Annotated in this window: 19 protein-coding genes; 11 read left to right on the forward strand and 8 right to left on the reverse strand. The window is 73.4% G+C overall.

Features of this window, described 5'->3' with window-relative positions; translation table 11 throughout:
- The first annotated feature begins 16 nt into the window (after positions 1–16).
- Positions 17–847: an arginase family protein gene (locus ABT023_RS14270; protein ID WP_350885316.1), complete on the forward strand. Its 831-nt coding sequence runs from the start codon at positions 17–19 to the stop codon at positions 845–847.
- 92 nt (positions 848–939) lie between these two features.
- On the opposite strand, the gene ABT023_RS14275 is transcribed toward ABT023_RS14270, so the two are convergent.
- Positions 940–1,338: an ATP-binding protein gene (locus ABT023_RS14275; protein WP_350885318.1), complete on the reverse strand. Its 399-nt coding sequence runs from the start codon at positions 1,336–1,338 to the stop codon at positions 940–942.
- Positions 1,339–1,539: 201 nt separating this feature from the next.
- Here ABT023_RS14275 and ABT023_RS14280 point away from each other — a divergent pair, with 201 nt between their 5' ends.
- Entirely contained in the window at positions 1,540–1,905 is a 366-nt protein-coding gene (locus ABT023_RS14280) for an STAS domain-containing protein (protein ID WP_350885320.1), read from the forward strand.
- Here the strand turns inward: ABT023_RS14280 and ABT023_RS14285 are convergent, their stop codons facing one another.
- From ABT023_RS14285 to ABT023_RS14305, 5 genes are all read right to left on the reverse strand, one after another.
- Positions 1,906–3,162, reverse strand: coding sequence for a PP2C family protein-serine/threonine phosphatase (locus tag ABT023_RS14285; protein ID WP_350885322.1), 1,257 nt, complete (start codon positions 3,160–3,162; stop codon positions 1,906–1,908).
- Positions 3,163–3,392: 230 nt separating this feature from the next.
- Positions 3,393–4,577 carry a polysaccharide biosynthesis protein gene (locus tag ABT023_RS14290; RefSeq protein WP_350885324.1) on the reverse strand — a complete coding sequence of 395 codons (1,185 nt, stop codon included), beginning with the start codon at positions 4,575–4,577 and terminating at the stop codon, positions 3,393–3,395.
- Between the two features lie 44 nt (positions 4,578–4,621).
- Positions 4,622–5,647 (reverse strand): NAD-dependent epimerase/dehydratase family protein, encoded by a 1,026-nt coding sequence (locus ABT023_RS14295; RefSeq protein ID WP_350885326.1) that lies wholly within the window; start codon positions 5,645–5,647, stop codon positions 4,622–4,624.
- Positions 5,648–5,658: 11 nt separating this feature from the next.
- The gene (locus ABT023_RS14300; RefSeq protein ID WP_350885328.1) at positions 5,659–6,453 is read right to left on the reverse strand and encodes a glycosyltransferase family 2 protein; all 795 of its coding nucleotides are present in this window, start codon (positions 6,451–6,453) and stop codon (positions 5,659–5,661) included.
- On the reverse strand, positions 6,450–7,655 hold the full coding sequence (locus ABT023_RS14305) for a nucleotide sugar dehydrogenase (protein ID WP_350885330.1): 1,206 nt from the start codon (positions 7,653–7,655) through the stop codon (positions 6,450–6,452). The genes ABT023_RS14300 and ABT023_RS14305 overlap by 4 nt, the downstream gene beginning before the upstream one ends.
- A 113-nt stretch (positions 7,656–7,768) precedes the next feature.
- Here ABT023_RS14305 and ABT023_RS14310 point away from each other — a divergent pair, with 113 nt between their 5' ends.
- The 3 genes from ABT023_RS14310 to ABT023_RS14320 are packed head-to-tail and all read left to right on the forward strand — an operon-like array spanning position 7,769 to position 12,222.
- Entirely contained in the window at positions 7,769–8,530 is a 762-nt protein-coding gene (locus ABT023_RS14310) for an FkbM family methyltransferase (protein ID WP_350885332.1), read from the forward strand.
- Positions 8,527–10,413, forward strand: coding sequence for a hypothetical protein (locus tag ABT023_RS14315; protein WP_350885334.1), 1,887 nt, complete (start codon positions 8,527–8,529; stop codon positions 10,411–10,413). Before ABT023_RS14310 ends, ABT023_RS14315 begins: the two co-directional genes overlap by 4 nt.
- Before the next feature lie 3 nt (positions 10,414–10,416).
- Positions 10,417–12,222 (forward strand): MmpA family trehalose lipid delivery protein, encoded by a 1,806-nt coding sequence (locus ABT023_RS14320; RefSeq protein WP_350885336.1) that lies wholly within the window; start codon positions 10,417–10,419, stop codon positions 12,220–12,222.
- A 55-nt stretch (positions 12,223–12,277) separates the two neighbouring features.
- Here the strand turns inward: ABT023_RS14320 and ABT023_RS14325 are convergent, their stop codons facing one another.
- Entirely contained in the window at positions 12,278–13,459 is a 1,182-nt protein-coding gene (locus tag ABT023_RS14325) for a glycosyltransferase family 4 protein (RefSeq protein ID WP_350885338.1), read from the reverse strand.
- Positions 13,460–13,560: 101 nt separating this feature from the next.
- Between ABT023_RS14325 and ABT023_RS14330 the strand changes: the two genes are divergently transcribed.
- The 4 genes from ABT023_RS14330 (at position 13,561) to ABT023_RS14345 (ending at position 22,064) form a co-directional block, all read left to right on the forward strand.
- Positions 13,561–15,282: a substrate-binding domain-containing protein gene (locus ABT023_RS14330; protein WP_350885340.1), complete on the forward strand. Its 1,722-nt coding sequence runs from the start codon at positions 13,561–13,563 to the stop codon at positions 15,280–15,282.
- A complete protein-coding gene (locus tag ABT023_RS14335) occupies positions 15,279–20,198 on the forward strand; it encodes an alpha-(1->3)-arabinofuranosyltransferase domain-containing protein (RefSeq protein ID WP_350885342.1) in 4,920 nt (1,639 codons plus the stop codon). Before ABT023_RS14330 ends, ABT023_RS14335 begins: the two co-directional genes overlap by 4 nt.
- Positions 20,199–20,313: 115 nt before the next feature.
- Positions 20,314–21,405: a cell envelope lipid trafficking protein PgfA gene (gene pgfA / locus ABT023_RS14340; RefSeq protein ID WP_350885344.1), complete on the forward strand. Its 1,092-nt coding sequence runs from the start codon at positions 20,314–20,316 to the stop codon at positions 21,403–21,405.
- A gap of 200 nt (positions 21,406–21,605) precedes the next feature.
- Positions 21,606–22,064 (forward strand): DEAD/DEAH box helicase family protein, encoded by a 459-nt coding sequence (locus ABT023_RS14345; protein WP_350885346.1) that lies wholly within the window; start codon positions 21,606–21,608, stop codon positions 22,062–22,064.
- Between the two features lie 112 nt (positions 22,065–22,176).
- On the opposite strand, the gene ABT023_RS14350 is transcribed toward ABT023_RS14345, so the two are convergent.
- Entirely contained in the window at positions 22,177–22,695 is a 519-nt protein-coding gene (locus ABT023_RS14350; RefSeq protein WP_350885348.1) for an RBBP9/YdeN family alpha/beta hydrolase, read from the reverse strand.
- 95 nt (positions 22,696–22,790) lie between these two features.
- Between ABT023_RS14350 and ABT023_RS14355 the strand changes: the two genes are divergently transcribed.
- Both ABT023_RS14355 and ABT023_RS14360 read left to right on the forward strand, forming a co-directional pair.
- Complete coding sequence (locus ABT023_RS14355) at positions 22,791–23,570, forward strand: S-adenosyl-L-methionine hydrolase (protein ID WP_350885350.1); 780 nt, start codon at positions 22,791–22,793, stop codon at positions 23,568–23,570.
- 117 nt (positions 23,571–23,687) lie between these two features.
- Positions 23,688–23,930 carry a CPCC family cysteine-rich protein gene (locus ABT023_RS14360; protein WP_350885352.1) on the forward strand — a complete coding sequence of 81 codons (243 nt, stop codon included), beginning with the start codon at positions 23,688–23,690 and terminating at the stop codon, positions 23,928–23,930.
- Position 23,931: the final 1 nt, after the last annotated feature.

A 23,931-nucleotide genomic window follows, 5' to 3' on the forward strand; every position in this document is an offset into this window, starting at 1 on the left:
GGGAAAGCGAGAACCCGTGTCCGCCTCCGACACCTCGGAACCGGTGATTACCCACTTCGCGGCCCGCGCCGGCGACCACAACGACCACGCCATGCGGGGATCGGGCATGATCGCAGCCGAACTCGCAGCTCGCCTGGGGTCGACGCCGGTCGTCATCGGGTCGCCCCAGCCCGCACTGTGCGCGAACTGGGACGAGGAACTGGCCCTGGCCCGACCGGCGCTCCACGCCATGTCGGAGCACTTCGACGAGCTGTTCCGCGACGGCGCTCTTCCCGTCACCGCGCTGAGCCGCTGCGCGGTCGCCCTGGCCACGCTCCCGGTCGTCGCCAGGCACCGCCCCGATGCGGTGGTCGTCTGGTTCGACGCGCACGCAGACCTCAACACACCCCGGAGCACCACCACCGGCTACCTCGGAGGCCTCGCCCTCAGTGGCCCGCTCGGGATGTGGGACTCCGGTCTGGGACAGGGACTGAAACCAGAGAACGCGATCCTCTGCGGGGTACGCGACATCGACCCAGCCGAACAGCCCTTGATCGATGACGGCGTGATCACGCTGGTCGGGGTAGGCCCAGACCTGGCGAAGAGGCTGAGGGCCGCGATCGCCGGCCGGCCGGTCTACGTGCACATCGATTGCGACGTCCTCGAGCCCGGCATCGTGCCCACCGACTACCTCGTGCCCGGCGGCCTCACGCTCGGCGACCTCAGATCCGCCGCGCTCGCCATGAGCGAGTTCGACGTCGTCGGGCTGGAGATCGGCGAGTTCGAGGCCGGGGAATACCCCAACGGCGTCCCGATCCACCCCGGTCCGCTGCTGGACGCCCTTCAGCCGCTACTCCACAAGGGCTGACGCCCTGACGCACCACGAGATCCGCCCATCGCCACCCGCCACCGCATCCCCGGGGGGGGAGCTACGGAGGGTGGTGACGCGGCTTTCGTACATCAACCGAGATGTTTGGTGATGCGTAGCAGCACCTGGTCCGGCGGCCCGGCGACGAAGGCGGCCGTGTCGGAGAGCGCGGCGATCAGGGGCAGTCCGCGGCCACCGACGGTGAGCGGGGCGGGAAGCTCAGCGTCGAGTCCGGCGCCATCGGGGGTACTGCCGCGGTTGCCGACGTTGAGCAGGCACACGTCGTCCTCGATGACGATGGCGATGTCGACGGCGCTGTCGGGGTCGGCGTGCAGCACCGCGTTGGCGCATGCCTCGGTGATCAACACGGCGAGGTGGCCGCGAGAGTCCTCGGCGGCGTCGGTGAGGCTCAGCAGGGTGGCGAGCACATGGCGGGCCCGGGTCACCGAGGACGGTTGACGCGGGAGTGACAGCGCCATACTCAACCGCATTGCGTAGCTCCTCCCGGCCCGTGCGTGACCCGCCGGACCACTACGTCACACCCTAAGGCGGGATGCTCCGGCTGCGATCACCACTACCCGAGGGCGCTGAGGTGAAACGGTCAAGAAGTCGGTTCGACGTGCCCCGGCCCGAGGGCGGTTCGCCCGCCGGCGGATAGGGTAAGCGAGGATCATCGGCGTGGGGAGGTCGTTGTGAGTCTGCTGTTGTCGGTCCGGCCGGGCCGGGGTTGCACCGTGCTCGAGGTGGACGGCGAGCTGGACATGGCGACGTCCCCGCAGCTGCGCGAGAGTCTGCAACGGTTGGTCGACGCCGGTGACCGCCAGGTGGTGGTGGATCTGGCCGGGGTCGGATTCATGGACTCAAGCGGGCTGGGCGCGCTGGTGATGATGTTCAAGGCGCTGCGTGACCTCGACGGTCGGTTGTGCCTCGCCGCGGCGCAGCCCGCCGTGCACAGCGTCCTGACGGTCACGTCGGTGAATCGAGCTATCCAGGTCTATGACAGTGTGCAGGCGGCCGAAGCCGGCGTGCCGTCCACGGACGACGCGACAGGCCGGTAGTCAGTCGGGCAGCGCGGTGCTGGCCCGCGCCTGGTCGGCACCGGCGCTGGTACGCCGGTCCTCGCCGTGCCCGTCGTGCCAGTCGAGGATGAACAGGGTGGCGTCATCGGCCAGAGTCGGTCCGCTGACCTTGAGCACCGCATCGGCCAACGCCCGGACGGCCTCGCGCGGGTGCAGATTGGTGATCGACCGCAACATGGTCGGTAGATCCAGGTTGGCGGCGTTGCGCTCCCGCATGCCATCGGTGACCACTACCAGACGGTCGCCGGGTCGCAGCGTGATCTCGCCGGCGCGGTAATCGGCCTCGGCGAACATGCCCAGGGGGAAGTTCGCCGGGAGCGACAGCGCCCGGGTGTCCCCGCCGCTTACCAGCAGCGGCGGCACGTGCCCCGCGTTGAGCAGCGCGCACACCCCGGTGCGCAGGTCGAGACGGCCGAGGACCGCGGTCATGTAACTGCCGGGCACACCGGTGTGTGCGGCCACGTCGGTGTTCGCGGCCTCGGCCTGCTCCACCAGACCAACCCCGCGGCGGCGGCTGTTGCGCAGGCTGCCCACGCCCAGGGTGGCCGTCAGCGCGCTGGCCACCCCGTGGCCCATCGCGTCGGTGACGCTGAAGTGCAACACGTCCCGGGCAAGGCTGTAGTCGAAGGTGTCCCCGCCGATGCTGGCGGCAGGTTCGAGCCAGCCGGACAGGGTGAACGCACTGCCCTCACACGTGAACGAGCCGGGCAGCAGGCGGCGCTGGATCTCCCCGGACAGGGTGAAGGGGGTCGTGCGTTGCCCCCACTCGAAAAGGTCGGTGTACCGCCGGTTGGCAATCACCACGTACGCCAGCACGTGCGCCGTGCGGGCGATCTCCTCCAGCGCCTGCGGAGCGGGCTCGGCCGGCAGGATCATCTCGAGCAGGCCGATCGCCTCACCGCGATCGGTCACCGGGGTCAACACCGTCCACCCGTCAGGCTGGGCGACAACCTGCACCGTCTGGGTGCGTAGCGCCTGCTCGGCGGGACCGGCGTCGAAGGGCATCACCGTGGCGACCTCATCGCCGTCCCGGCGGCCCCCGCTGGCACCGTCGAGCGGCACGTGGGCCAACCGGACCAGCGCCCGACCGCTGAGGTCCGCGATCAGGAACGCGACGCTACGTGCCCGCAGCGCCACACCGAGTTCCCGGGTGACCGCCTCGACCGCCTCGACCGGCGACGCGTTCTCCGCCGCATCCAACATATGGGCCATGATCCGCCCCCGGCTGCTTTCCACTCTCGGAGCCTACGAGACCCGGCCTGCCATCGCCGAGCACGAGGACCGTCACCGCAGCGTCGACAGCCCCAACCAGGTCCAGTGCAGGGCCGGTGGATGGGCCTGGCCCCATCATACGGTCCGCCCTCGGTCGACGACCCGCCCTGGGCGACCCGGCGACGTGGCTGACATCAGCGCACACCATCGGCGCGGAGGGCATCGGCGCACGCATCGGCGCGGAGGGGCACCGGTCACGGCACCGGCCGCGCGCCTCCCCGGCGGGTCGCGAGCGCGGTGAGCGTGAGCGCCACCGCGCCCGTGCCGACCGCGCACCACAGGATCGCCGCAAAGGTGTGCGGCACCATCCACTCGGCAACCACGACCAGGCCGGCCGTCGCCGCCCACAGTGGCGCCGACGGCCACCGCGCGCCCGCCGCCACCTGGGCATTGACCAGCACGAACACCAGCGCGTACAGGGCACCGGTGGCGGCGAAGAGCGGCGCGTGGCGGCCGAGGCCGACGTAGTCCGCGCCGCCCGCCAGCCGGAACGCGAGCCCACCGGCGAGCGCCGACGCCGCCACCAGCAACGTGCCGCAACCGGCCACCAGCCCGGCGGCGATCATGAGCGCCCGCCGGTTGCCCTGCGCCAGGCGCGGGAGCGCCAGCACCGTGACCACCTGCGGCGCCCACAGCGCCCCCTTGGTGAGCACGGCCCCGACCGCGTACCCGCCCGAGGCGTCCGCGGGCAGGAGGTGACGGGCCAGGATCAGGTCGGCGTACGAGACGACGAGCATGGCGAGCGTCGCCGAGCAGGCGGTGAGGACCTGACGGGCGGTGATGCCGTGGCCGCCCGACGCGTCGACCCGCGAACGGGCCAGGTGGGCCAGGACCGGCGGGACCAGCAGCGCAACGGCCGTACCCGCCAGGACCGACCCGGTCAGGCCGACGCCGAGCAACAGGCCGGCGATCAGACCCCCGTACCGGCCGACGGCCAGCACCGCCATGCCGAGCGCCAGGCGCAGGAAGCGCTCGTCACCCTGCAGCTCGCCCAGCCACCTGCCGGCCGCCACCACAGCGCCGGTGTAGACCGCGAGCAGCAGCGTCACGGCCGGCGGAAGGTCCAGCAGCGCGCTCAGGACCGGCGTCAGGACGACCACGGCGCCGGCACAGACGGCGGCGGTCAGCCAGCCGATCCGGCCGCTCGCCGCGCCGCCCGTGCGGGCCCGGTGGATCGCGACCGCGATCTGCAGCCCCACCCCGGGAACGCCGGCGATCGCCGCGATCGCCAGGACGGTGGCCAGCGCGCCCAGGTCACCGGGGCCGAACTGCCGGGCGCCGAGGACGGGCACGAGGTAGCCGAGGCCGTTGGTCAGCGCGCCCGCCACGGCCACCGCCGCCCCGGACATGCCGATCCGCCGCCGGGCGGACGTCGTCATGGTCACGGCACCAGCCGCCGGAGGGGAGGGTGGCTCGGCGCGGCTCAGAGGCGGCCGTCGTGCACGGCCCGGGTCACCCATGGGATCACCTCGTCGAGCATGGCGTCCAGGCCGGTCGTCGCGGTGAAGCCGAGCACTTCGCGGGCCTTGGCGACGTCCGGCACCCGCTTGGTCACGTCGTGCTCGAACGGCTCGTCGCTGACGTACCGGAACGGCACGTCAGGGCCCTTGATCTTGCGCCAGATCAGCTCGGCCAGCTCCAGTACCGTGGTCGAGTCGGCGGTCGACAGGTTGAAGTCCTCGTTGCGCGCCGCCTCGTGCTCGATGGCCACCGCGATCCCGCGCGCCAGGTCGCCGCCGTAGGTGTAGTGGCGCACCTGCTCGCCGGTGCCGAGGATGTGCAGCGGGTCCTGCCCCTTGACGATCTTCTGTACCAGGTCGGGGACCACATGCGACATCGCCAGCTTGACGTTGCCGGAGAGCACCTCCGCCTCGCCGAGCGCACGCCCCTCGCCGACCCCGACACAGTTGAACGGCCGCACGATCGTGTACGGCAGCCGGTACTGGTCCCAGGCCGCCCGCGCGTAGTACTCGACCGCCAGCTTCTGGAAGCCGTACGAGGACAGCGGCGGCGGGATCCGCCGCTCGTCGCCCTCCCGGCTCGGCCAGCGGTCGGTCGACTCGTACACCATCGACGACGAGATGTAGGTGACCTTGCGCAGCCGGCCGGCCCGGTGCGCCGCGATCGCCGCGTCGCAGGACGCCGCCATGATCCGCTCGTTGGTGGCGAGGAGGTCGTACGCGTACGCGTGGAAGTAGGAGATCCCGCCGATCATCGCGGCGCCGGCGACGAAGTGGTCGCAGCCGGCGAGCAGGTCGGCGAGGAGCGCGGCGTCGCGTGCGTCGCCCTCGACGAACCGGTAGCGGGGATGGTCGTCGTAGCTGTGCGCCACCGGGCCGTACTTCGAGTGGTTGTCGAGCCCGACCACCTCGTGCCCGCGGCCGAGCAGCTCCTCCACCAGGTAGCCGCCGATGAACCCCGCCGAGCCGGTGACCAGCACCGTCGCCATCCGTACCTCCTCTACCGCGCCACGTCGGCGTCGGTCGTCACGTCCGGCGCGGGCGCGGCCGGCGTCGGACGCCGGGCCGCCCACCGCGCCGCGAGCTGCTGCGCGGTCAGCCGCCGGCCGAACGCGAAAAAGTACCAGCGCAGATAGCTGGGCAGGAACCGTCCCACGTCGAAGTGCGACTCGCCGAGCTGCCGATCCAGCCAGATCGTCGGGATCTCGGCGACCGGGCGGCGCAACCGGGTCGCCTTCGCGGTCAGCTCGATGCCGATCTCGAACCCGGTCCGGGACTCGATGCCGACCTCGCGGACGAAGTCGGTGTCGTACGCCTTGAAGCTGTTGGTCGCGTCGCGGGTGCCGACCCTTGCCAGCAGCCGCAGGGTGCGCCCGGCCCACCGGGAGGCCATCCGCTTGAAACGCGGCCCGCCGACCTGCTGCCCGCCGGGCATGTAGCGGGACGCGGCGGCGACCACCACCCCACGGTCGACGAGCCGGGCCAGGTCGTCGATCTGCCGTGGGTCGTCACAGCCGTCGGCCATCGTCACCACGGCGACCGGTGCCCGCGCCGCGTCGATGCCGAACCGGATCGCGTTGGCCGGCCCGGGCCCGTACGTGTTGAGCACCGGGCGGACCCGCGGGTCGCGGCGGGCGACCTCCCGGGCGTACGGGACGGTGGTGTCCTCCGGCATGTCGTGCACGATGAGCACCTCGGCCGGCAGCAGCACCTCGCGCAGGATGCGGTCGAGGCAGCGGACGACGTCCTCGCCCTCGTTGTAGACCGGGATGACCACCGTGACCCGGGGCGTCACACCCGCACGCCCCGTCCGGTCAGGCCCCACATGTCGATCAGCGGCTGGTCGGTGTCGAGGTCGGCGTAGTCGGCGTGCGGTGCGGCGATCACCAGCAGGTCGGCGCGTCTGAGCACCTCGTCGAGCGGGAGGATCCGGTCGTCGGCCACGTACGGGTCGGTGCACAGGGTCTCCCCCGCCTTGAGCCTGAGGATCTTGCGCAGCTTGTACGCCAGGCTGCTGCGGGAGTCGTCGCTGCCGCCCTTGAACGCCATGCCCAGGATGCCGACGGTCATCGTGGCGAGGTCGAACCGGTCCTCCAGCCGGGAGACCAGGTACAGCGGCAGGCCCTCGTTGATCAACATCGCCGAGTGGCCGAGCACGAAGTTGTTCCGGTTGAACGCGGCCAGCTGCATGGTGTCCTTGAGCAGGCACGGCCCGGCGGCGAACCCGGGCATCGGCAGGTCGGCCGCGCGCGGGTAGTCGAACGCGACGGCGTGCCGGATGCGGGCGAAGTCGAGGCCGAAGTCGTTGGCCATCATCCAGAACTGGTTGGCGGTCGCGAACTTCACGTACCGCCAGGTGTTGGTGAACAGCTTCGCGAGCTCGGCCTCCTCCGGCTCCAACGCGACGATCGAGTCGGTGAGCCGGCGGAAGAGCAGCTCCGCCCGTTCCATGGCCCGCGGCGTCCGGGCCGCGACGATCTGCGGCAGGGTGAACAGCTCGGTCATCGCCCGGCCCTCGGCGATCCGCTCCGGGCAGAACGCCACGTCGACCGTGAGGCCCCTGCTCGCCAGCAGCTTCTCGGTCAGCGCCGTCACGCCCGGGTAGACCGTGCTGCGCAGGACCACCAGCTGCCCGTCGTGCAGGTGCTCGGCGCAGCGTTCCAACGCCCGGGGGACCGCGCTGAGGTCGGGGTTGAGGTGTTCGTCGACCGGGGTGCCGACGACCACGACCAGGGTGTCGGCCAGACCGACGCTCGTCGCCTCGGTGCTCGCGCGCAACCGGCCGGCGGCCAGCGCTTCGGTCAGCGGCTCCGCGGCGCCCTCCTCGGCGAAGGGCAGCGAACCGGAGTTGACCCGGTCGACCGCGGCGGCGTCGATGTCGTACAGCACGACGCTCAGGCCGCGGGAGGCCAGCGCGATGCCCAGCGGCAGGCCGACCCGGCCGCAGCCGCCCACGACGCAGACATCGACCGTCGCCGCACCGTCCGCCTGTGTCATCGCCGCATCCTTCCGCCGGCCCGGCACGGAAATCGCCCGCCGGCCAGTGCAGGTTACTGGCGAGGAAACCTCGGGTCTACCCATCCGTAGGTAAGGGACTAAGGTTCCACACCATGGCCAGCACGCTGTCCACGGAACTGAGCTCGCGGTTCGCCGCCAGGCTGCCGGCCCGCGCCGTCGGGGCCGCCGTTCGGCTCGCCTATCCGCGGGTCGAACCGGAGCTCGCCCGGCTGCCCTCCTACGCGCCGCGCGGCGGCACCGCTGTGGACGTCGGCGCCTGGTACGGCCCGTGGACGCGCGGCCTGCGGCGGCTGGCCGACCGGGTCGTGGCGGTGGAACCGGCCGCCGAGCTGGCGCGGTGCGTGGCCGCCGCCTACCCGGACGTGCGGGTCGTCGAGGCGGTGGCCTCCGACCGGCCGGGCAGGGCCGAGCTGTTCGTCCCCGCCGGCGGCCCCGGTATCGGCACCTCGTCGGTAGAGCGTGGCGACGGCCCGTCGATCACCGTCGACCGGATCACAGTGGACGGTCTCGGCCTCACCGACGTGCGGTTCGTCAAACTCGACGTCGAGGGCCACGAGCTGCCGGCGCTACGCGGCGCCGAGCGCACCATCCGGCGGGACGGCCCGCTTCTGCTCATCGAGCTGGAGGAGCGGATCCAGCCGATCGACCCGGTGCTCGCGCTGCTTGACGGGTGGGGCTACCGGCCGCACGTCATGCCGGACGACCGCTGGGTGCCGCTGGCCGGCTTCGACCTGGTCGCGCACCAGCGGGCGGCGGTCGGCCGGGTGGCGCAGAGCTTCGCCCGACGGGTCGTCCACCCACGGCCGCGCTACGTCAACATGGTCCTGTTCCGTCGCGAGGAGCCGCCCCGATGACCGAACCGGCGGCCACGGCCACGCCCGACACCACGGCCGCCCGGCGCGTCGACCCGATCCACGTCGCCGCCGTCGTACTGATCACCGCGAGCGTGTTCTGGCGGGCGTCGATCACCACACGCGGGTTCCTCACCGCCGACGACTTCCCGATCATCGCCCAGGCCGACGCCGGCGGCCTGGCACCGGGGCACCTGTTCGCGCTCTACAACAACCACCTCATGCCGGCCGCCCGGCTGCTCACCTGGGTCACCCACCGGCTGACCGAGTACGAGTACTGGCCGTACGCCGCGCTCATGGTGCTGGGTCAGGTGGCCGTCAGCGTCGCCTTCTACCGCCTGCTGCGCCTCCTGCTCCCGGCGGGCTGGGCGTTGCTGGTGCCGCTGTGCCTGTTCGTGTTCAACCCGCTGACGCTGGAGGTCAGCGCGTGGTGGGCGGTGGGGGTCAACCTGCTGCCGATGCAGTTGGCCATGATCGTGGCCATCGGGGCCCAGGTGCGTTACATCCGTACCCGCCGGCGCCGCCACCTGGTCACGCTCGGCGCGTCGGTCGTCGTGGCCCTGCTCTTCTTCGAGAAGGCGCTGCTGGTGGTCGCGGCGGTCTTCCTGCTGACCCTCTGCCTCTACGCGCCGGGCGGGCCGCTGCGGGCGGTGCTGACCACGATCCGCCGCTGGTGGCCCGCCTGGCTGGTGCTCACCGGGATCTCCGTGGTGTACCTGGCCGGTTACCTGTCGATGTCGGTGTCCGCGCTACGCGCGCCGATCTCGGCGGGCGAGGTCGGCGCCTTCCTCCAGCAGTTCTACGGGCAGTCCCTCCCCGCCGGCCTGGTGGGCGGCCCGTGGACCTGGCTCGACGCCTCGGACGGCCCCGCCGTCGCCGCCCCGGTCCAGGCCGCGCAGTGGGTCTCGTGGGCGATCGTGGCGGCGGTCGTCGGGGGCACGGTGTGGCTGCGCCGCGCGGTGGCGGTCCGGGCGTGGACCCTGCTGGCGCTCTACTCCGCGCTGGCGGCCGGGCTGATCGGCGCCACCCGGCTCGGGTCCGGGTTCAGCGGCGTGGCCGGCCTGGTGCCGCGCTACTTCGGTGACGTGCTGCTCGTCGCGGCCCTCTGCGCCGGCGTGGCGCTCTGCGGCCTGCGCCGGGCCGAACCGGCCGACGCCACGGAGCCCGCCGACGCCACGGAGCCCGCCGAACCGGCCGGTGCCGCCGAGCCCGCGCTGATCCGCAACCACCCCCAGCCGTTCGCCACCGCGTTCGCCGTCGGCCTGGTCCTGCTGATCGCCAGCAGCGTCTACAGCGGCGTCGACTTCGGCACCGACTGGCGGTCCAAGGCCAGTCGCGACTACCTGCACACGGCCCGCGCCGAACTGGCCGCCGCCGAGCCGGGAACGGTGTTCATGGACCAGCCGGTACCCGAGATCGTGGTCCCCGGGTTGTCCCACCCGTGGAACATGCAGTCGCGATTCTTCGCGCCGCTCGACGACGGACCGACCTTCGTGACCAGGGCCCGCAAGCTCTGGGTCTTCGACGCCTCCGGCCACGTCCGCCCCGCCTGGGTCAAGGGCGTCAAGGCGGCACCCGGGCCGGCACCGGGCTGCGGCTACCAGGTCGCGGGGGGCCGGACCGCGCGGATCCCGCTGCGGGGGACGGTCGTCGACTACTGGCAGGTGGTCCGGATCGGGTACCTCAGCGACCGGGACACCACCGCGACGTTCCGGCTCGGCGACGGCGAGTTGGTGCCGTTCGACGTGCACCGTGGGCTCAACGCGATGTTCCTGCTCGTGCCCGGTGGCGGCAACGAGGTCCAGCTCGCGGTGGACGACCCGGCGGCCACCCTCTGCACCGACGAGATCGAGATCGGCGCGCTGGTGCCACAGCCGGTCGGGTAGCCGGTGCGCCACCGGCTGATCCCGCACGCCGTGCCGCACGCCGTCGCGGCGGCGATCACCGCCGTGGTGCTCGCCCCGCTGGTCCTGCCCGGCTACGTGCTGCGCTACGACATGGTCTTCGTGCCCCGTCAGCCGCTGAACTGGGAGATGGTCGCGCCGGCCGACGCGCTGCCCCGCGCCGTCCCGCTGGACGCCCTGGTCTCGGTCACCAACCTCGTCGCGCCGGGCTGGCTGGTGCAGCGGATCGCGCTGGTCGCGATCGTCTACCTGGCGGCGCTGGGCATGGCCCGGCTGATGCCGACCGGGCGGACGCTCACCCGGGTGGCCGGCGCGTTCGCCTATGCCTGGACGCCGTACCTCGCCGAGCGGCTGCTGCTCGGGCAGTGGGGCCTCCTGCTGGCGTACGCGGCCCTGCCCTGGCTGATCGCCGCGGTGCGGGACGTGCGCACCGGCCGGCCCGGCGGGCTGGCCCGCCTGGTGCTGGCGGCGGCGCCGGCCGCGGTGACCCCGACCGGCGGCGTGATCGCGCTGTGCACCGTGGCCGTGCTGCTGCCCGGTGGCTTCCCGGGCCGGCGCCGGTCGACCGCCGCCGCCCTCGGCGCGCTCACCGCGATCAACGCGCCCTGGCTGGTCGCCGCCGCGACGAGTGCCGCCGACGGCCGCTCGGACCCGCAGGGCGTCGCCGCGTTCGCCGCGCGGGCCGAGAACTGGGGCGGCGCGTGGACCGCGCTGGCCGGCACCGGCGGCATCTGGAACGCCCAGACCGTTCCCGACAGCCGGTCCTCGCCGCTGGTGCCGGCCGCGACGCTGGTGCTGCTCGCCGTGGCCGTGGTGGGTGTGCGGGAACTGCGCCGGCGGTGGCCGGGCGGGGCCGGGCGGCTGGGGTTGCTCGCGGCCGGCGCGTTCCTGCTCGCCGCGGCGGGCACCGGACCCGGTGCGTCGGTCCTGGAACGGCTCATCGGCACGGTTCCGGGCGCCGGGCTGCTGCGCGACGGCCAGAAGTTCCTGATCCCGTACGCGGTCCTGCTGGCGCTTGGGGTGGCCCTCGGCGCCGAGGTGCTCGCCGGCAGGTTGGCCCGCCGCCTCGACGCCAATGCGGGCCGGGTCGTGCTGGTCGCGGCCGCGCTGCTGCCGGTGGCGGTCCTGCCCGACCTGGCCTTCGGCGCGGCCGGGCAGCTCCGGCCGGTGCGCTACCCGGCCGACTGGGACGCGGTGGCGGCGCGGGTCGCCGCCACACCCGGCGAGGTGCTCTCGCTGCCCTTCGAGGGCTACCAGCGTTACGGCTGGGCCGACGACACCGTGGTGCGCGACCCCGCGCCGCGCTACCTGGATTCCCCGGTGCTGATGAACGACGCGCTGCGGGTCGGCGACGTGACGGTCGACGGCGAGAACCCACGGGCGGCGCGGGTCCGTGCCGTTCTCGACGCGGGCGGCCCGCTCGCCGAGCTGGGGGTCCGGTGGGTGCTGGTCCGGCGCGAACCCGGCGACGAGCCGCCCGCGACGGCCCTCGCCGGGCTGCGTCCGGTCTTCGCCGGTCCGCACCTTGAGCTGTGGGAGAACCCGGCCGCCGCACCGCCGCCACCCGCCGGGCGACGGTGGCCCGCAGCCGCCGCGCACCTGGTCGCCGCGGCGATCGTGGTTCTCGCCCTCCTGTCCCTCCTGCTCAGTCGACAAAGATCGTGGTATATTCCGCGCACTCACGAACCCGGGGAGGTAGAGCTATGGCCAAGCTGGCCACGTTCGCCGTCGCTGCTGTCCTCGGCGGTGCGCTCGGCGTCATCGGCCTCGTCGCAACGGTCGGAGCGGTGAGCCCGTCGGCCGACCACGTCGCCGAGGAGACCACCGACACCGCCGTCACCAAGGTCTACGGCAACCGCTGATCCGTTAGCTGCGGCGTGGTCGCCGGCAACTGTCCGGCGACCACATCGGCGAACGCCTCCCCCGACACCGACCAGGTGAAGCGCCGCGCATAGGCCGCGGCAGCCGTGCCCATCTCCGCGCGCCGGTCCGCGTCCACCAGCAACGCCCGGACCGCCTCAAAGAACTGGAACTCGTCGTCGACCAGCATGCCGGTCTGCCCGTCGGCCATCGCCTCGGCGACCCCACCGGCGGCGCGGAACGCGACGGACGGGGTGCCCCGGGCACCGGCCTCCACGATGGTCAGCCCCCAGCCCTCCTTGAGCGACGGCACCAAAGACACCCACGAGCGGCACAGCAACTCGTGCTTGCGCTCCTCAGGGACGAACCCGGTGAACCGGACGCGGTCGGCGATGTCGAGTTCGGCGGCGAGCCGCCGCAGCGGCTCGTCCCACCAGCCCTGGCCGGCCACCACCAGCTCAAGCTCCGGCAGCTCCGCGGCGAGCAGCGCGGTGGCGCGCAGCGCCAACTCCACCCGCTTGTGCGGCACGAGCCGGCCGAGCACCACCAGGCTCGGATGGGCGGTACGCGGCACCGGCGAACCGACGACCGCCGGCGTTCCGTTGTGGATGACCGCGATGCGGCCCGGGTCGACGCCGAGCCCCGCGAGCTCGGTGCGCGTCGACTCGGACACCGTGACGTACCGGCAGGTCCGGTAGACCCGGATCGCCAGCCGCGACTCGATCCACCAGCCGATCCGGGCCATCCACGGGCCGAAGACCACCGGCCACTGCTCACGGTGCACGTGGTGGACCAGCGCGATGACCGGGTGGCGGGCGTAGACCCGGCTGAGGAACGGCATGCCGTTGCACACGTCGACGATCACGTCCGGCCGGCCGAGCCGCCGACGGGCGAGCGGACCGAGGCCGAAGGCACCCGCCAGGTAGACCAGGGCCGCGTACAGGTAGACCGTGTGCCGGCCGCCGCGACGCAGGATGCGGAACCCGTCGGGCATCGTCTCCAGGGCGGGGCCGTCGGCGTGTGCCTGGCAGAACAGGGTCACCCGGTAGCCGCGCGCCACCAGCTCGGCTCCGACCCGTTCGAGGAAGACCTCCGAACCGCCGCCCTCCGGATGCCGCGTGTCCCGCCAGCTGAGGAAGAGGACATGAGGACCAGAGGTTTGAATCATGGCCTACTCATCCACCCCTACTTGCGAGTACGGTTCGCGGTTGCGTCACACTAGGGCGCTCTGCAGAGTTTCCGCAACGGTGACGTCACAGAGGAGGAAGTGTGGCGAACGGCGGCCTGCGGAACCGGCCGGAGTTCTGGCCGGTCCTGCTGCTGAGCGTCGCGCTGGTCGCGGTGCTCGGCGGTTGGGGTACGACCAGCTACCTCGATCGGACCCGGCGTGAACCGCCGTGCACACAACGGACCGCGCTGCGGATCGCGGTGGCGCCGAGCGTCGAAGCGCCCGCCCGACAGGTCGCGCGCGACCTGGCCGCCCGGGAACGCTGCCTCGACGTGACGGTGCAGGCGCGCGAGTCCGCGGACGTGCTGCGCGACCTCACCCGTCCGGCGGCCGGCGGTGCGGGGACCGGCACGACGACGGGTCCGCCGCCCACGGTGACGGCCACGACCTCGGCCCCCACCGCTCCCCCCGACGCCTGGCTGCCGGAGTCGACGTTGTGGCTGCGCCGGGCCCACGCCGCCGGCGCCTTCCAGGTGCCGGCGGAAGGCGTCTCCGTGGCGAGCACCCCGGTCGTGCTGTCGCTCGACGAGCGGTCGGCCGCGCGGCTGAGGCGCGACCGTGACCTCGGTTGGACCAGCCTGGTCGCCGCCGAACGACCACCGCTGCCCGTCGTGCTGCCCGATCCGACGGCCAGCCCGCTCGGCTTCGGCGCGCTGGTGGGCATCCGGGCGCTCGCCGACTCCGCCCGACCGGCGGGGGGTGCGGCCGGTGCGGCGGCGATCATGCGTCGACTGGCGGCCCGCACGGTGCCGTTCCCCGGCGCGGTCCCCGCACCCACCGGCCCCGGTGCGGCCGAGTCCGCGGTCGTCAGCACCGAGCAGGGGATCCTCCTGGCCGCCGCCGGCGGCGGTACGCGCCAGGTCGCCGTCTACCCGCCGACGCCCGTACCCGGCCCGGACTACCCGTACGCGATCCTCGCCTCCGATGCGCGCCGCGAGGGTGCCGCCGCCTTCCTGCGCGGGTTGCTCGCCACCGAGGGCACGGCGGCGTTGACCGGCCACGGCCTGCGTACCCCGAGCGGCGGGTCACCCGCCGGCATCCCCGCCGGCAGCGGGATCCGCACCAAGGAGTACCCGCCGGCGCCCCTGCCCGCCGAGGCGGACGCGACCGCGCTGATCAACGCGTGGGGCGGGGTGCACATCAGCGCCCGGATGCTCGCGGTCCTGGACATCTCCGGATCGATGGCGGCGCGGTTGCCGGGATCGACGCAGACCCGGCTGTCCGCCACGATCAAGGCCGCGCAGGGCGGCGCGGAACTGCTGCTGGGCACCACCGAGCTCGGCGTCTGGGAGTTCTCCACCGACCTGGACGGCGAGCGTGACTACCGCGAGGTCGTACCGGTGGGACCGGTCGGCCCGCGCCGTGAGGAGATCGTGGACGCGCTCGACCGGGTACGGGTCAAGCCGAACGGCGCGACCGGGCTCTACGACACCACGCTCGCCGCGTACCGCGACGCGACCCGGAACTGGACCGTTGGGCGGATCAACATGGTGCTGGTCCTGACCGACGGCAAGGACGACAACGCCAGCGGGATCAGCCGTGCGAAGCTGCTGGACGAGCTGGCCGGGCTGCGCGACAAGCGCCGCCCGGTGCCGATCCTGTTCATCGGCGTCGGCCCGGAGATCGATCCGGACGAGCTCAGACAGATCGCCCGTGCCACGGGCGGACGGGTCGCGCTGACCCCGCGACCGTCCGGCATCCAGCGGATCTTCTTCTCCGCGCTGGCCGAGTTCAGCTGCCTGCCGCCGAAGTGCCGCCGATGACGGCCACCACGCGGGACCGCGTCTCCGGGCCGACCGCCGCCCGGCCGGTGGGCGCGGCCGGCGGCCCCGATGCGGTGGACCGTCGCCGGCGGCGTCTCGCCACCTGGGCGGGCGCGCTCCTCCTCGTGGTTGTCGCCGTGCTGCAGCGCCCCGGCCGGACCACCTTCGACACCAAGCTGGACCTGGCCGTCGATCCGATCGGGTTCATGGGCCGGGCGCTGCACCTGTGGAACCCGGAGGCGGCCTCGGGGGAACTGCAGCAGCAGGCGTACGGCTACCTGTTCCCGATGGGCCCGTTCTTCGCCGTCGGTGACCTGCTCGGCCTGCCCCCGTGGGTGACCCAGCGAGCCTGGAGCGCGCTCCTGCTCTGCGCCGGGTACCTCGGCGTGGTGCTGCTCGCCCGGGCGCTGCGGATCGGTGCCGAGCCCGGACGGCTGCTGGCCGGGCTGGCCTACGCGCTCGCGCCCCGGATGCTGACCGAGATCGGCCCGCTCTCCGCGGAGATGCTGCCGGTGGTCGTACTGCCGTGGGTGCTGCTGCCGTTGGCGGCGGCACGCCGCATCGGCTCGGCCCGGCGCGCGGCGGCCCTCTCCGGGCTCGCCGTGCTCTTCATGGGCGGGATCAACGCCGCCGCCACCGTGATGGCGCTGGTGCTTCCCGCACTCTGGCTGGCGACCCGACGCTGGGACCGGCAACTGGCCGTGCTCACCGCCTGGTGGTGCGTCTTCGTGGCGGGCGCAACCCTCTGGTGGGTCGCGCCGCTGCTGCTCTTCGGGCAGTACAGCCTGCCGTTCCTGGACTACATCGAGTCGTCGGCGACGACCACCGCGGTGACCTCGCTCTTCCAGGCCGTACGCGGCACCAACCAGTGGGTCGGCTACGTCGTCCAGGGCGAACCCTGGTGGCCGGCGGGCTGGGTGCTCATCGACAACCCCGTACTGATGGCCGCGACCGCGCTGGTCGCCCTGGTCGGCCTGGTGGGGCTCGCGCTGCGCGGCCTGCCCGAGCGCCGCTTTCTCGTACTCGGCGTGCTGACCGGGCTGGCCCTGCTGACCACCGGCTACCTCGGCACGCTGGACAGCCCGCTCGCCCCGTTCGTCCGCGACCTGCTCGACGGGCCGCTCGCGCCGCTGCGCAACGTGCACAAGTTCGAGCCGGTGCTGCGGCTGCCGCTCCTGCTCGGCCTCGCCCACGCGGCCAGCCGCCTGGTGGCCCGCCGCCGGGTACGGATCCCTGCGGCGCCGGTCGTGGCGGTCCTGCTGCTCGTCGCGTCCGCGCCCGCGTGGTTGCTCATGCTGCGGCCAGGTCCGGGCTGGACGGACCTGCCCGCGCACTGGCGGCAGGCGGCCGGCTGGCTCGCCGCGCAGGATCCGCAGGCCCGCACGCTGGTCGTCCCCGGGTCCGGGTTCGCGCAGCACACCTGGGGCCGGACGGTGGACGAGCCGCTTCAGCCGCTGGCCGGCGCTCCCTGGGCGACCCGGCACCAGATCCCGCTCGGCTCCGAGGGCAACATCCGGGTGATGGACACCGTCGAGACGGTCCTGGCGCAGGGCCGTGGCTCACCCGCGCTCGCCGACTTCCTCGCCCGCTCCGGCTACCGCTACCTGCTGGTCCGCCACGACATCGACCGGACGGCCAGCGGCGCCCCGCCGGTCGCGGTCATCCGGCGGGCGATCGCGGGCTCCCCGGGACTGCGGCCGGCCGCGTCGTTCGGTCCCGAGGTGAGCGTCGACGATCCGCAGCGCAGCCCGGTCGACGCGGCGGAGTCCGTACCGGCGATCGAGATCTTCGCGGTCGACCGCGCGGTGCCCACCGTGTCGGCGTCGGCCCGCGCCGACGTGCCGGTGGTCAGCGGCGGACCGGAGTCGCTGCTCGGGGTGATCGAGCAGGGCCTGCTCGACCCGCGGCAGCCGGTCCTGCTGACCGGCGACGCGGAACCGGCCGACGCGGCCGGTCCGCGGATCGTCACCGACGGGCTGCGTCGGCGCGAGCTGAACGTGGGCCGGATGCGCGACAACGTCAGCCACACCCTGACCGCCGACGAGGCGACCCGGCAGGGACGGATCCGTACCGACCTGCTCCCGTTCGCCGCCGAAGGGCACCAGACCGTCGCCGTGTACCAGGGCATCCGGTCGGTGGACGCGTCCAGCAGCGCCGGCTTCGCCGACTCCGGCGGCGGCACCGAGCCGTCCCAGCTCCCGTTCGCCGCGCTCGACGGCGACCCGGCCACCGCCTGGCGCTCCGACCCGTTCCAACCGGCTTCGGGCCAATGGCTGGAGTTCACCCTCGACACGCCGCGCCGGGTGACCGAGGTGACCGTGGACTTCTCCGACGACCTGCGGACGGCGCTCCCGGTCGGGCTGGTGCGGGTCAGCACCGACCAGGGTGCGGTCGACCGAGCGGTGCCCGACACTCCCGGACCGCACCGGCTAGAGACGCTCCCCGGCCTGACCACGACCGTACGGGTGACGGTGCTCGCCCTCCGCGAGGGCTACAGCGGCGGCGCGGTGGCGCTGCGCGAGCTCGGCGTCGCCGGGCTGGCGGCCCAGCGTGGGCTGCGCGCGCCGGCGGACCTGAGCGGGGGGCCGGCGCCGGCGTACGCGTTCAGCCGCGCCCCGCAGGACCGAGGCGCCTGCTTCACCGGCCCGGACGGACTCCGCTGCGACCAGTTCCTGGCCCGTACGGGCGAGGAGCCGCTGGGCGTGGACCGGTTCTTCGCGACGCCGGTGGACGCGACGTACCAGCTGCGCCTGACCGCGCGACCGCGCACGGGCGGGTCGATGCCGGTGGACCGCCCGGTGACCGCCTCGGCGTCGTCGGTGCTCGCCGGGGACGTCGCGGTCGCCGCCGACGCGGCGGTGGACGGCGATCCGGCCACGGCATGGCTCGCGGAACCGGTCGACGACCGTCCGACACTGCGCCTGCGGTGGGAGCAGCGTCGGAAGATCGACCGGGTGCGACTGGTCGCGCCGACGGCGCCGGTCTCCGCCCGGCCGCGCCAGGTCGTGCTGCGCACAGGGTCCGGTTCGATCACCGCGAAGGTCGACGCGGACGGCTGGATCCGCTTCCCGTCGCTGACCACCGACCGTCTGGACATCGCGGTGACCGCGTTCGACGGCGCGGTGGCCGACCCGCGTGGTAACGCGTGGCCGGCGCCGGTCGGCATCGCCGAGGTCGAGGTTCCCGCGCTCGCCGGCCTCCTGCGGCCGGCCGGTGCCGACACGCCGGTGGCGGTGCCGTGCGGCGGCGGGCCGACGGTGTCGCTCGACGGCGTGGGGTACCCGACCTCGGTCTCCGGCACCCTGGCGGACCTGCGCGCCGGCCGGTCGCTGGCGGTGACCGTGTGCGACGACTTCGCGAGCGAGGGGGTGCAGCTCCCCGCAGGCGAACACCGCCTGCGCACGGTGCCTTCGGCCGCGTTCGTCGTGGACTCGGCGGCGCTCGTGCCGGACGGGACCGACCGGGCGGCGCCGACGCGGTCGCGCGACGTGCGGGTCGGCCGGTGGGCCGCCACCGACCGGACGGTCACGGTCGGCGCGGGCGAGGCTGCCCTGCTCGTCGTGACGGAGAACTTCAACGCCGGCTGGACCGCGACGCTGGACGGCCGGCGGCTGCGGGCCGAGCGGGTCGACGGATGGCAGCAGGCGTTCGAGGTGCCCGCCGGCAGCGGCGGCACCGTGACGCTCAGCTTCACCCCGGACCGGCCCTATCGGGCCGGACTGGTGGCGGGTGCTGTCGCCGTGTTCGTCGTCGGACTCGCCGCGCTCGTGCCGGCTCGACGCCGCCGACCGGTCCAGGGCCCGGCGACGGATCGGCCGTCCCGTACCGGCGGCGAATGGTGGGTCGTGGTGCCGCTGATGGCGCTCGCGGTCGCCCTCGGCGGCGTGGCCGCGGCCGCGCTGCTGCTCGCCGCCATGCTGGTGCGCCTGCTTCGGCCGGGTGCGCTGCCGGGAATCGCCTTCGTCGCCGGTGCCGGCGGCATCTCGGTGGCCGTCCTGGGCCGACTGCTCGGGCACGGGCAGGAATGGGTGTACGGGGCCGTCGTTCAGGCGGCGTTGCTCGCGGCGGTGTGCGCCGTCGCGGCGACCGTGGTTCCGGCCGCCGGCCGCCCGCCCGAGGCCGACACCGAGCCGTCGCCGGAGCCCGCGCCCGCGCCACCCGACGAGAAGCGGTACCGGGCGACGCTCGGCCGGTCGGTCGCGCTGTTCCGCGGCTTCCTGCACGAACAGTCCGACCCCGACCGGTTCTACTCGCTGCTCGCCGAGGACTCGGTACGCCAACTGCGCTCCTACGCGGACCTCGCCGGTGCCCGGGTCCTCGACGTGGGTGGCGGCCCCGGCTACTTCGCCACCGAGTTCCGGGAGGCCGGCGCGGCGTACATCGGTCTGGACCCGGCCGTCGGTGACTTCGCCGCAGCCGGTGCGGCGGTGTCGGGCATGCTGCGGGGCAGCGGGACCGCGCTGCCCGTACGGACCGGTGGGGTGGAGGTCTGCTACTCGTCCAATGTGCTCGAACACGTCGCCGATCCCGAGGCGATGCTGAACGAGATGGTCCGGGTGACCCGCGCCGGCGGCACCGTGTTCGTGTCGTTCACCCCGTGGCTGTCCCCGTGGGGCGGCCACGAGACCTCGCCGTGGCACTTCCTGGGCGGCGAGCGGGCCCGGCTTCGCTACCTGCGCCGCAACGGCCGGGAGCCGAAGAACCGGGTCGGGCACACCCTGTTCCCGGTCAGCGCCGGGCGGGCGATGCGGTGGGCCAGGGCGGCCCGGCGCGCCGGTGCCATCGACATCGTTGACGTGCTGCCCCGGTACCACCCCGGGTGGGCGCGGTGGGTCGCCCGGGTCCCGGCGCTGCGGGAGACGCTCACGTGGAACTTCACAATGGTGCTCCGGAAAACGGCGGAACCCGACGAATGAGCGTACGAAGATGCCGTTCAGGGGTCGCTTCCGGATGTAACTCGGTAGTAACCTCTGGCAGCCGGCAAGCAGTCCGCCTGCCGAACAACCCGTCCCTCAAATACGTGGAGGCACTATGAGGTCTCGCGTCATCGGCGCCGCGCTGTTCGGCGTCGGTGTCCTCGCGTTGGTCTTCGCCGGCGGTCTCGCGTTCGTCGTGGCACCCCAGGCGGAACGTCTGCCGTACGACCTGGAGCGTACCCAGTCCGTCGCCGAGGCACCCAACGCCCGCTTCATGCAGATCACCAACGGCAAGGCGGAGGTGAACCAGGGCACCCTGCGCTCGACCATCACCGTGACGCCGGACACCGCGGAGACCGCCAAGCTGGACGGCCGGCTCGACGGCGACGCCGTCGTGTGGCTGGTCGGGCAGGAGGTCGTCCGCACCGACACCAAGGCCCTGATCAGCGCCTACAGCACGTCGCTGGCGCTCGACCGCAAGACCGGCGCCGCCCAGCAGTGGGACAAGCAGTGGCTCGACACCGGCAGCAACCGGCAGAGCGTCAACTACTCGGGCCAGATCTACAAGTTCCCGTTCGGCACCGAGAAGAAGACCTACGAGATCTTCGACCGGGACATCAACACCACCCAGCCGGCACGCTTCATCAAGACCGAGCAGATCAACGGGCTGGAGACCTACCAGTTCACCCAGGAGATCCGCGACGCGACGCAGCCCTTGCCGGCCGATCGCCTGAAGCTCCTGGTGGGCCAACTGGTGCCCGGTGCCACCACCGGCCGGGTCAGCTACAGCAACACCCGCACCGTGTGGGTGGAGCCGGCCACCGGCCAGTTCATCAAGGTGCAGGAGAAGCAGAGCAAGAAGCTCGTCGGCGACAACGGGCAGGAGACCGTCATCCTCGACGCGGTCTTCACCTACACCGACGACACGATCGCAGGCAGCGCCGACAAGGCGGGCTCCAACCGGCAGCTGCTCCAGATGGTCAAGCTGTGGGGTCCGCTGGCGCTCGCGGTCATCGGCCTGGCGCTGGTGATCGTCGGTCTCCTCATGACCCTGCGCCGTCCCCGCATGGCGACGGTCAGCGGCAGCGCCCCGGGGCCCCGCCGGGGTTCCGGCCGCCACAGCGACACGGGTCCGGCGGGAACCACGGACCCGGTACGCGACGGGCCGCCGGCCGATCCCGACCGGCCGCAGAAGGCCGACAGGTAGGCCGACCAGCTCGACGGATTCGCCCCTGAGGTGCCGGCCCGGTCGGGCCGGCACCTCAGTCGCACCCGATGCTTCGGTGCACCGCGAACGGCCGCAGACCTCGCCGAGCAGGCCCGACACGGCACAGTTGCCGTGCCCGCTCGCCGGTTACCGACCGTCGAACACGTCATCGAGCACGAGTCTCGCTCTGAGGAGTCCGCGTGGATGAACCGATGGACCACCTGGTCTGGGTCAACTCCGAACCTGGGCCGAGACGGAAAATCTCCTTCGACGAGTTGTGGCCCCGAATCGGGATCCATCCGCACGACGTGTACCGGACCTGGGACGCCGGATTCGGGGCCCGGCTCACCACCACTCAGCTCGACGCGCTCCGCGCCGAGGCCCGAGTGTGGGATATTGAGGCCGACGTGCCCACCCGGCCGGCCCCGTACCGACGCAGCACCTCGGCGGATCGCGTCCCAGGGTCGTACATCGTCCAGATGCGGCCCGAGGCGGACCCGGCGGCCGCCGCCCGGCAGGTCGGTGTCGCTCCCACCAGTATCTGGAGGACCGCTTATTTCGGGTTCGCCGCGAACATGACGGATGTTGAACTTGACATGGTCCGCCAGAATCCGGACGTCATCTGGGTGGGGGACGACATCCTCGTCGTCGGCCCGTGATTGGCCGCTCAGCCACCCTCACCACGGCATGTTCGACAGGCGCGATCGTGCAGCCAGCCGGTCAGTGGCTCCCACCATCGTCGGCCGATCCGGCTTGTTACGCAACCAGGGGTCAGCGGCTCATCAATTGAGCGATCAGGTCCTCCGCCAGGGGCCACGGCCCGTAGCCGTCGGCGGTCGTGACGTGCCCGGCGTCGCCGAGGTCGACCAGCTCGGACCCCCACCGCCCAGCGAAGTACGCCGCCCGCTCGTACGCCATCATCGGGTCGGTGCGGCTCGCGGCCAGGATCGACGGGAACGGCAGCGGGTCGTCGGGCAGCGCCGGCATCGAGGACTCCCCGTCCGTCCAGGGCTCGTCGACGTCCGGCGGGGCGACCAGCAGCGCCCCCCGCACCGGGCCGGGGCCGCCGAGCGCCCAGAGCGCCACGGTGAGGCAGCCGGCGCTGTGCGCCACCAGCACGGTCGGCTCGGCAGTCTCGTCCAGCGCGGCGGCGAGCGCGGCCACCCGGTCCTCGGCCACATACCGACCGCGCTCGGCATGGCGGACCGAGCGGCGCTCCGGGTCCCGGCCGCGCAGCCACTCCTGCCAGTGCCCGGGCAGCGGGTCGTTCCGGCCGGGCACCAGCAGCACACGGGTCAGGGCCGAGAGGTTAGCGTCGAACCGGCAGTCGCGCCGCCCCGCGCTGCGTGCGGCAGGGGAGACACCCGAGTACGAGGAGGACGCGCGTGGCGTGGATTTCGCTGACCACCGACTACGGCCTCGCCGACGGGTTCGTGGCCGCCTGCCACGGGATGATCGGGCGGCTCGCCCCGGCCGCCCGGGTGATCGACGTGACCCACCTGGTCCCGCCGGCCGACGTGCGCCGGGGGGCGGCCGTGCTCGCCCAGACGGTGCCGTACCTGCCGGTCGGGGTGCATGTCGCGGTGGTCGATCCGGGGGTGGGCACCGCCCGGCGCGGGATCGCCCTGTCCGCCCCCGGCGGGCTGCTGGTCGGGCCGGACAACGGGCTGCTGCTGGATGCCGCCACCGCGCTCGGTGGCGTAACGGCGGCCGTCGAGCTGACCAACCCGCAGTGGCTGGCCCCCGAGGTGTCCCGCACCTTCCACGGCCGGGACCTCTTCGCCCCGGTCGCGGCCCGGCTGGCGCTCGGCGCACCGCTTGCCGACGCCGGCCCGGCGGTCGACCCCGCCGACCTGGTCCGGCTGCCCGAGCCGGTGGTGCGGCCCGGCCCCGACGGCTTCACCGCCGAGGTGCTGACCGTGGACCACTTCGGCAACGTGCAGCTCGCCGCGCCGGGCGACCTGCTGGCCGCGCTGCCGGCCCGGCTGTGGGTGGACGGGCGGGCGGCGACGCACGGGCGGACCTTCGGCGACGCCCCGCCCGGGGAGCTGGTGGTCCACGTGGACTCCGCCGGACTGGTCGCGGCGGCGGTGAACGGTGGCCGGGCCGTTGACGTGCTCGCGGTCGGGCCGGGTGACCTGGTGGCCGTCACCGCCGCCGCCTGAGCACGACACGGGGCCGGGGGCGGTCGGGGGCACGGCCGGGCACGGCCGTTCGGTGGGTGACGAAATCGGACCACCGCCGGACTGATGCCCGGTGGCCGCTTGTGGAATGCTCTTCCGGTGGGTGAACAATGGGTTCCGTCGGCATGCCCCTGCTGCGCATCGAAAACCGGGGGCGGCACCTGCCCGGTCTGCTTCTGGACCGACGACGGCCAGGGTGACGCCGACGCCGACGTGGTGCGGGGCGGCCCGAACGGCGACCTGAGCCTGTCCCTCGCGCGGCTCAACTTCGCGATCTACGGTGCCAGCCACCCCCGCTACCAGGACATCGTGCGCCCGGCCCGCCCGGAGGAACGCCCCTGAC

Source organism: Micromonospora sp. NPDC002296 (assembly GCF_040296145.1).
GTDB lineage: Bacteria > Actinomycetota > Actinomycetes > Mycobacteriales > Micromonosporaceae > Micromonospora.

Excerpts from the sequence above, each read along its gene's own strand:
- ABT023_RS14315 (WP_350885334.1), top strand. The coding sequence starts at position 8,527 with ATGACCGAACCGGCGGCCACGGCCACGCCCGACACCACGGCCGCCCGG.
- ABT023_RS14310 (WP_350885332.1), top strand. The coding sequence starts at position 7,769 with ATGGCCAGCACGCTGTCCACGGAACTGAGCTCGCGGTTCGCCGCCAGG.
- ABT023_RS14325 (WP_350885338.1), bottom strand. The coding sequence starts at position 13,459 with ATGATTCAAACCTCTGGTCCTCATGTCCTCTTCCTCAGCTGGCGGGAC.
- ABT023_RS14275 (WP_350885318.1), bottom strand. The coding sequence starts at position 1,338 with ATGCGGTTGAGTATGGCGCTGTCACTCCCGCGTCAACCGTCCTCGGTG.
- ABT023_RS14335 (WP_350885342.1), top strand. The coding sequence starts at position 15,279 with ATGACGGCCACCACGCGGGACCGCGTCTCCGGGCCGACCGCCGCCCGG.
- pgfA (WP_350885344.1), top strand. The coding sequence starts at position 20,314 with ATGAGGTCTCGCGTCATCGGCGCCGCGCTGTTCGGCGTCGGTGTCCTC.
- ABT023_RS14290 (WP_350885324.1), bottom strand. The coding sequence starts at position 4,577 with ATGACGACGTCCGCCCGGCGGCGGATCGGCATGTCCGGGGCGGCGGTG.
- ABT023_RS14305 (WP_350885330.1), bottom strand. The coding sequence starts at position 7,655 with ATGACACAGGCGGACGGTGCGGCGACGGTCGATGTCTGCGTCGTGGGC.
- ABT023_RS14295 (WP_350885326.1), bottom strand. The coding sequence starts at position 5,647 with ATGGCGACGGTGCTGGTCACCGGCTCGGCGGGGTTCATCGGCGGCTAC.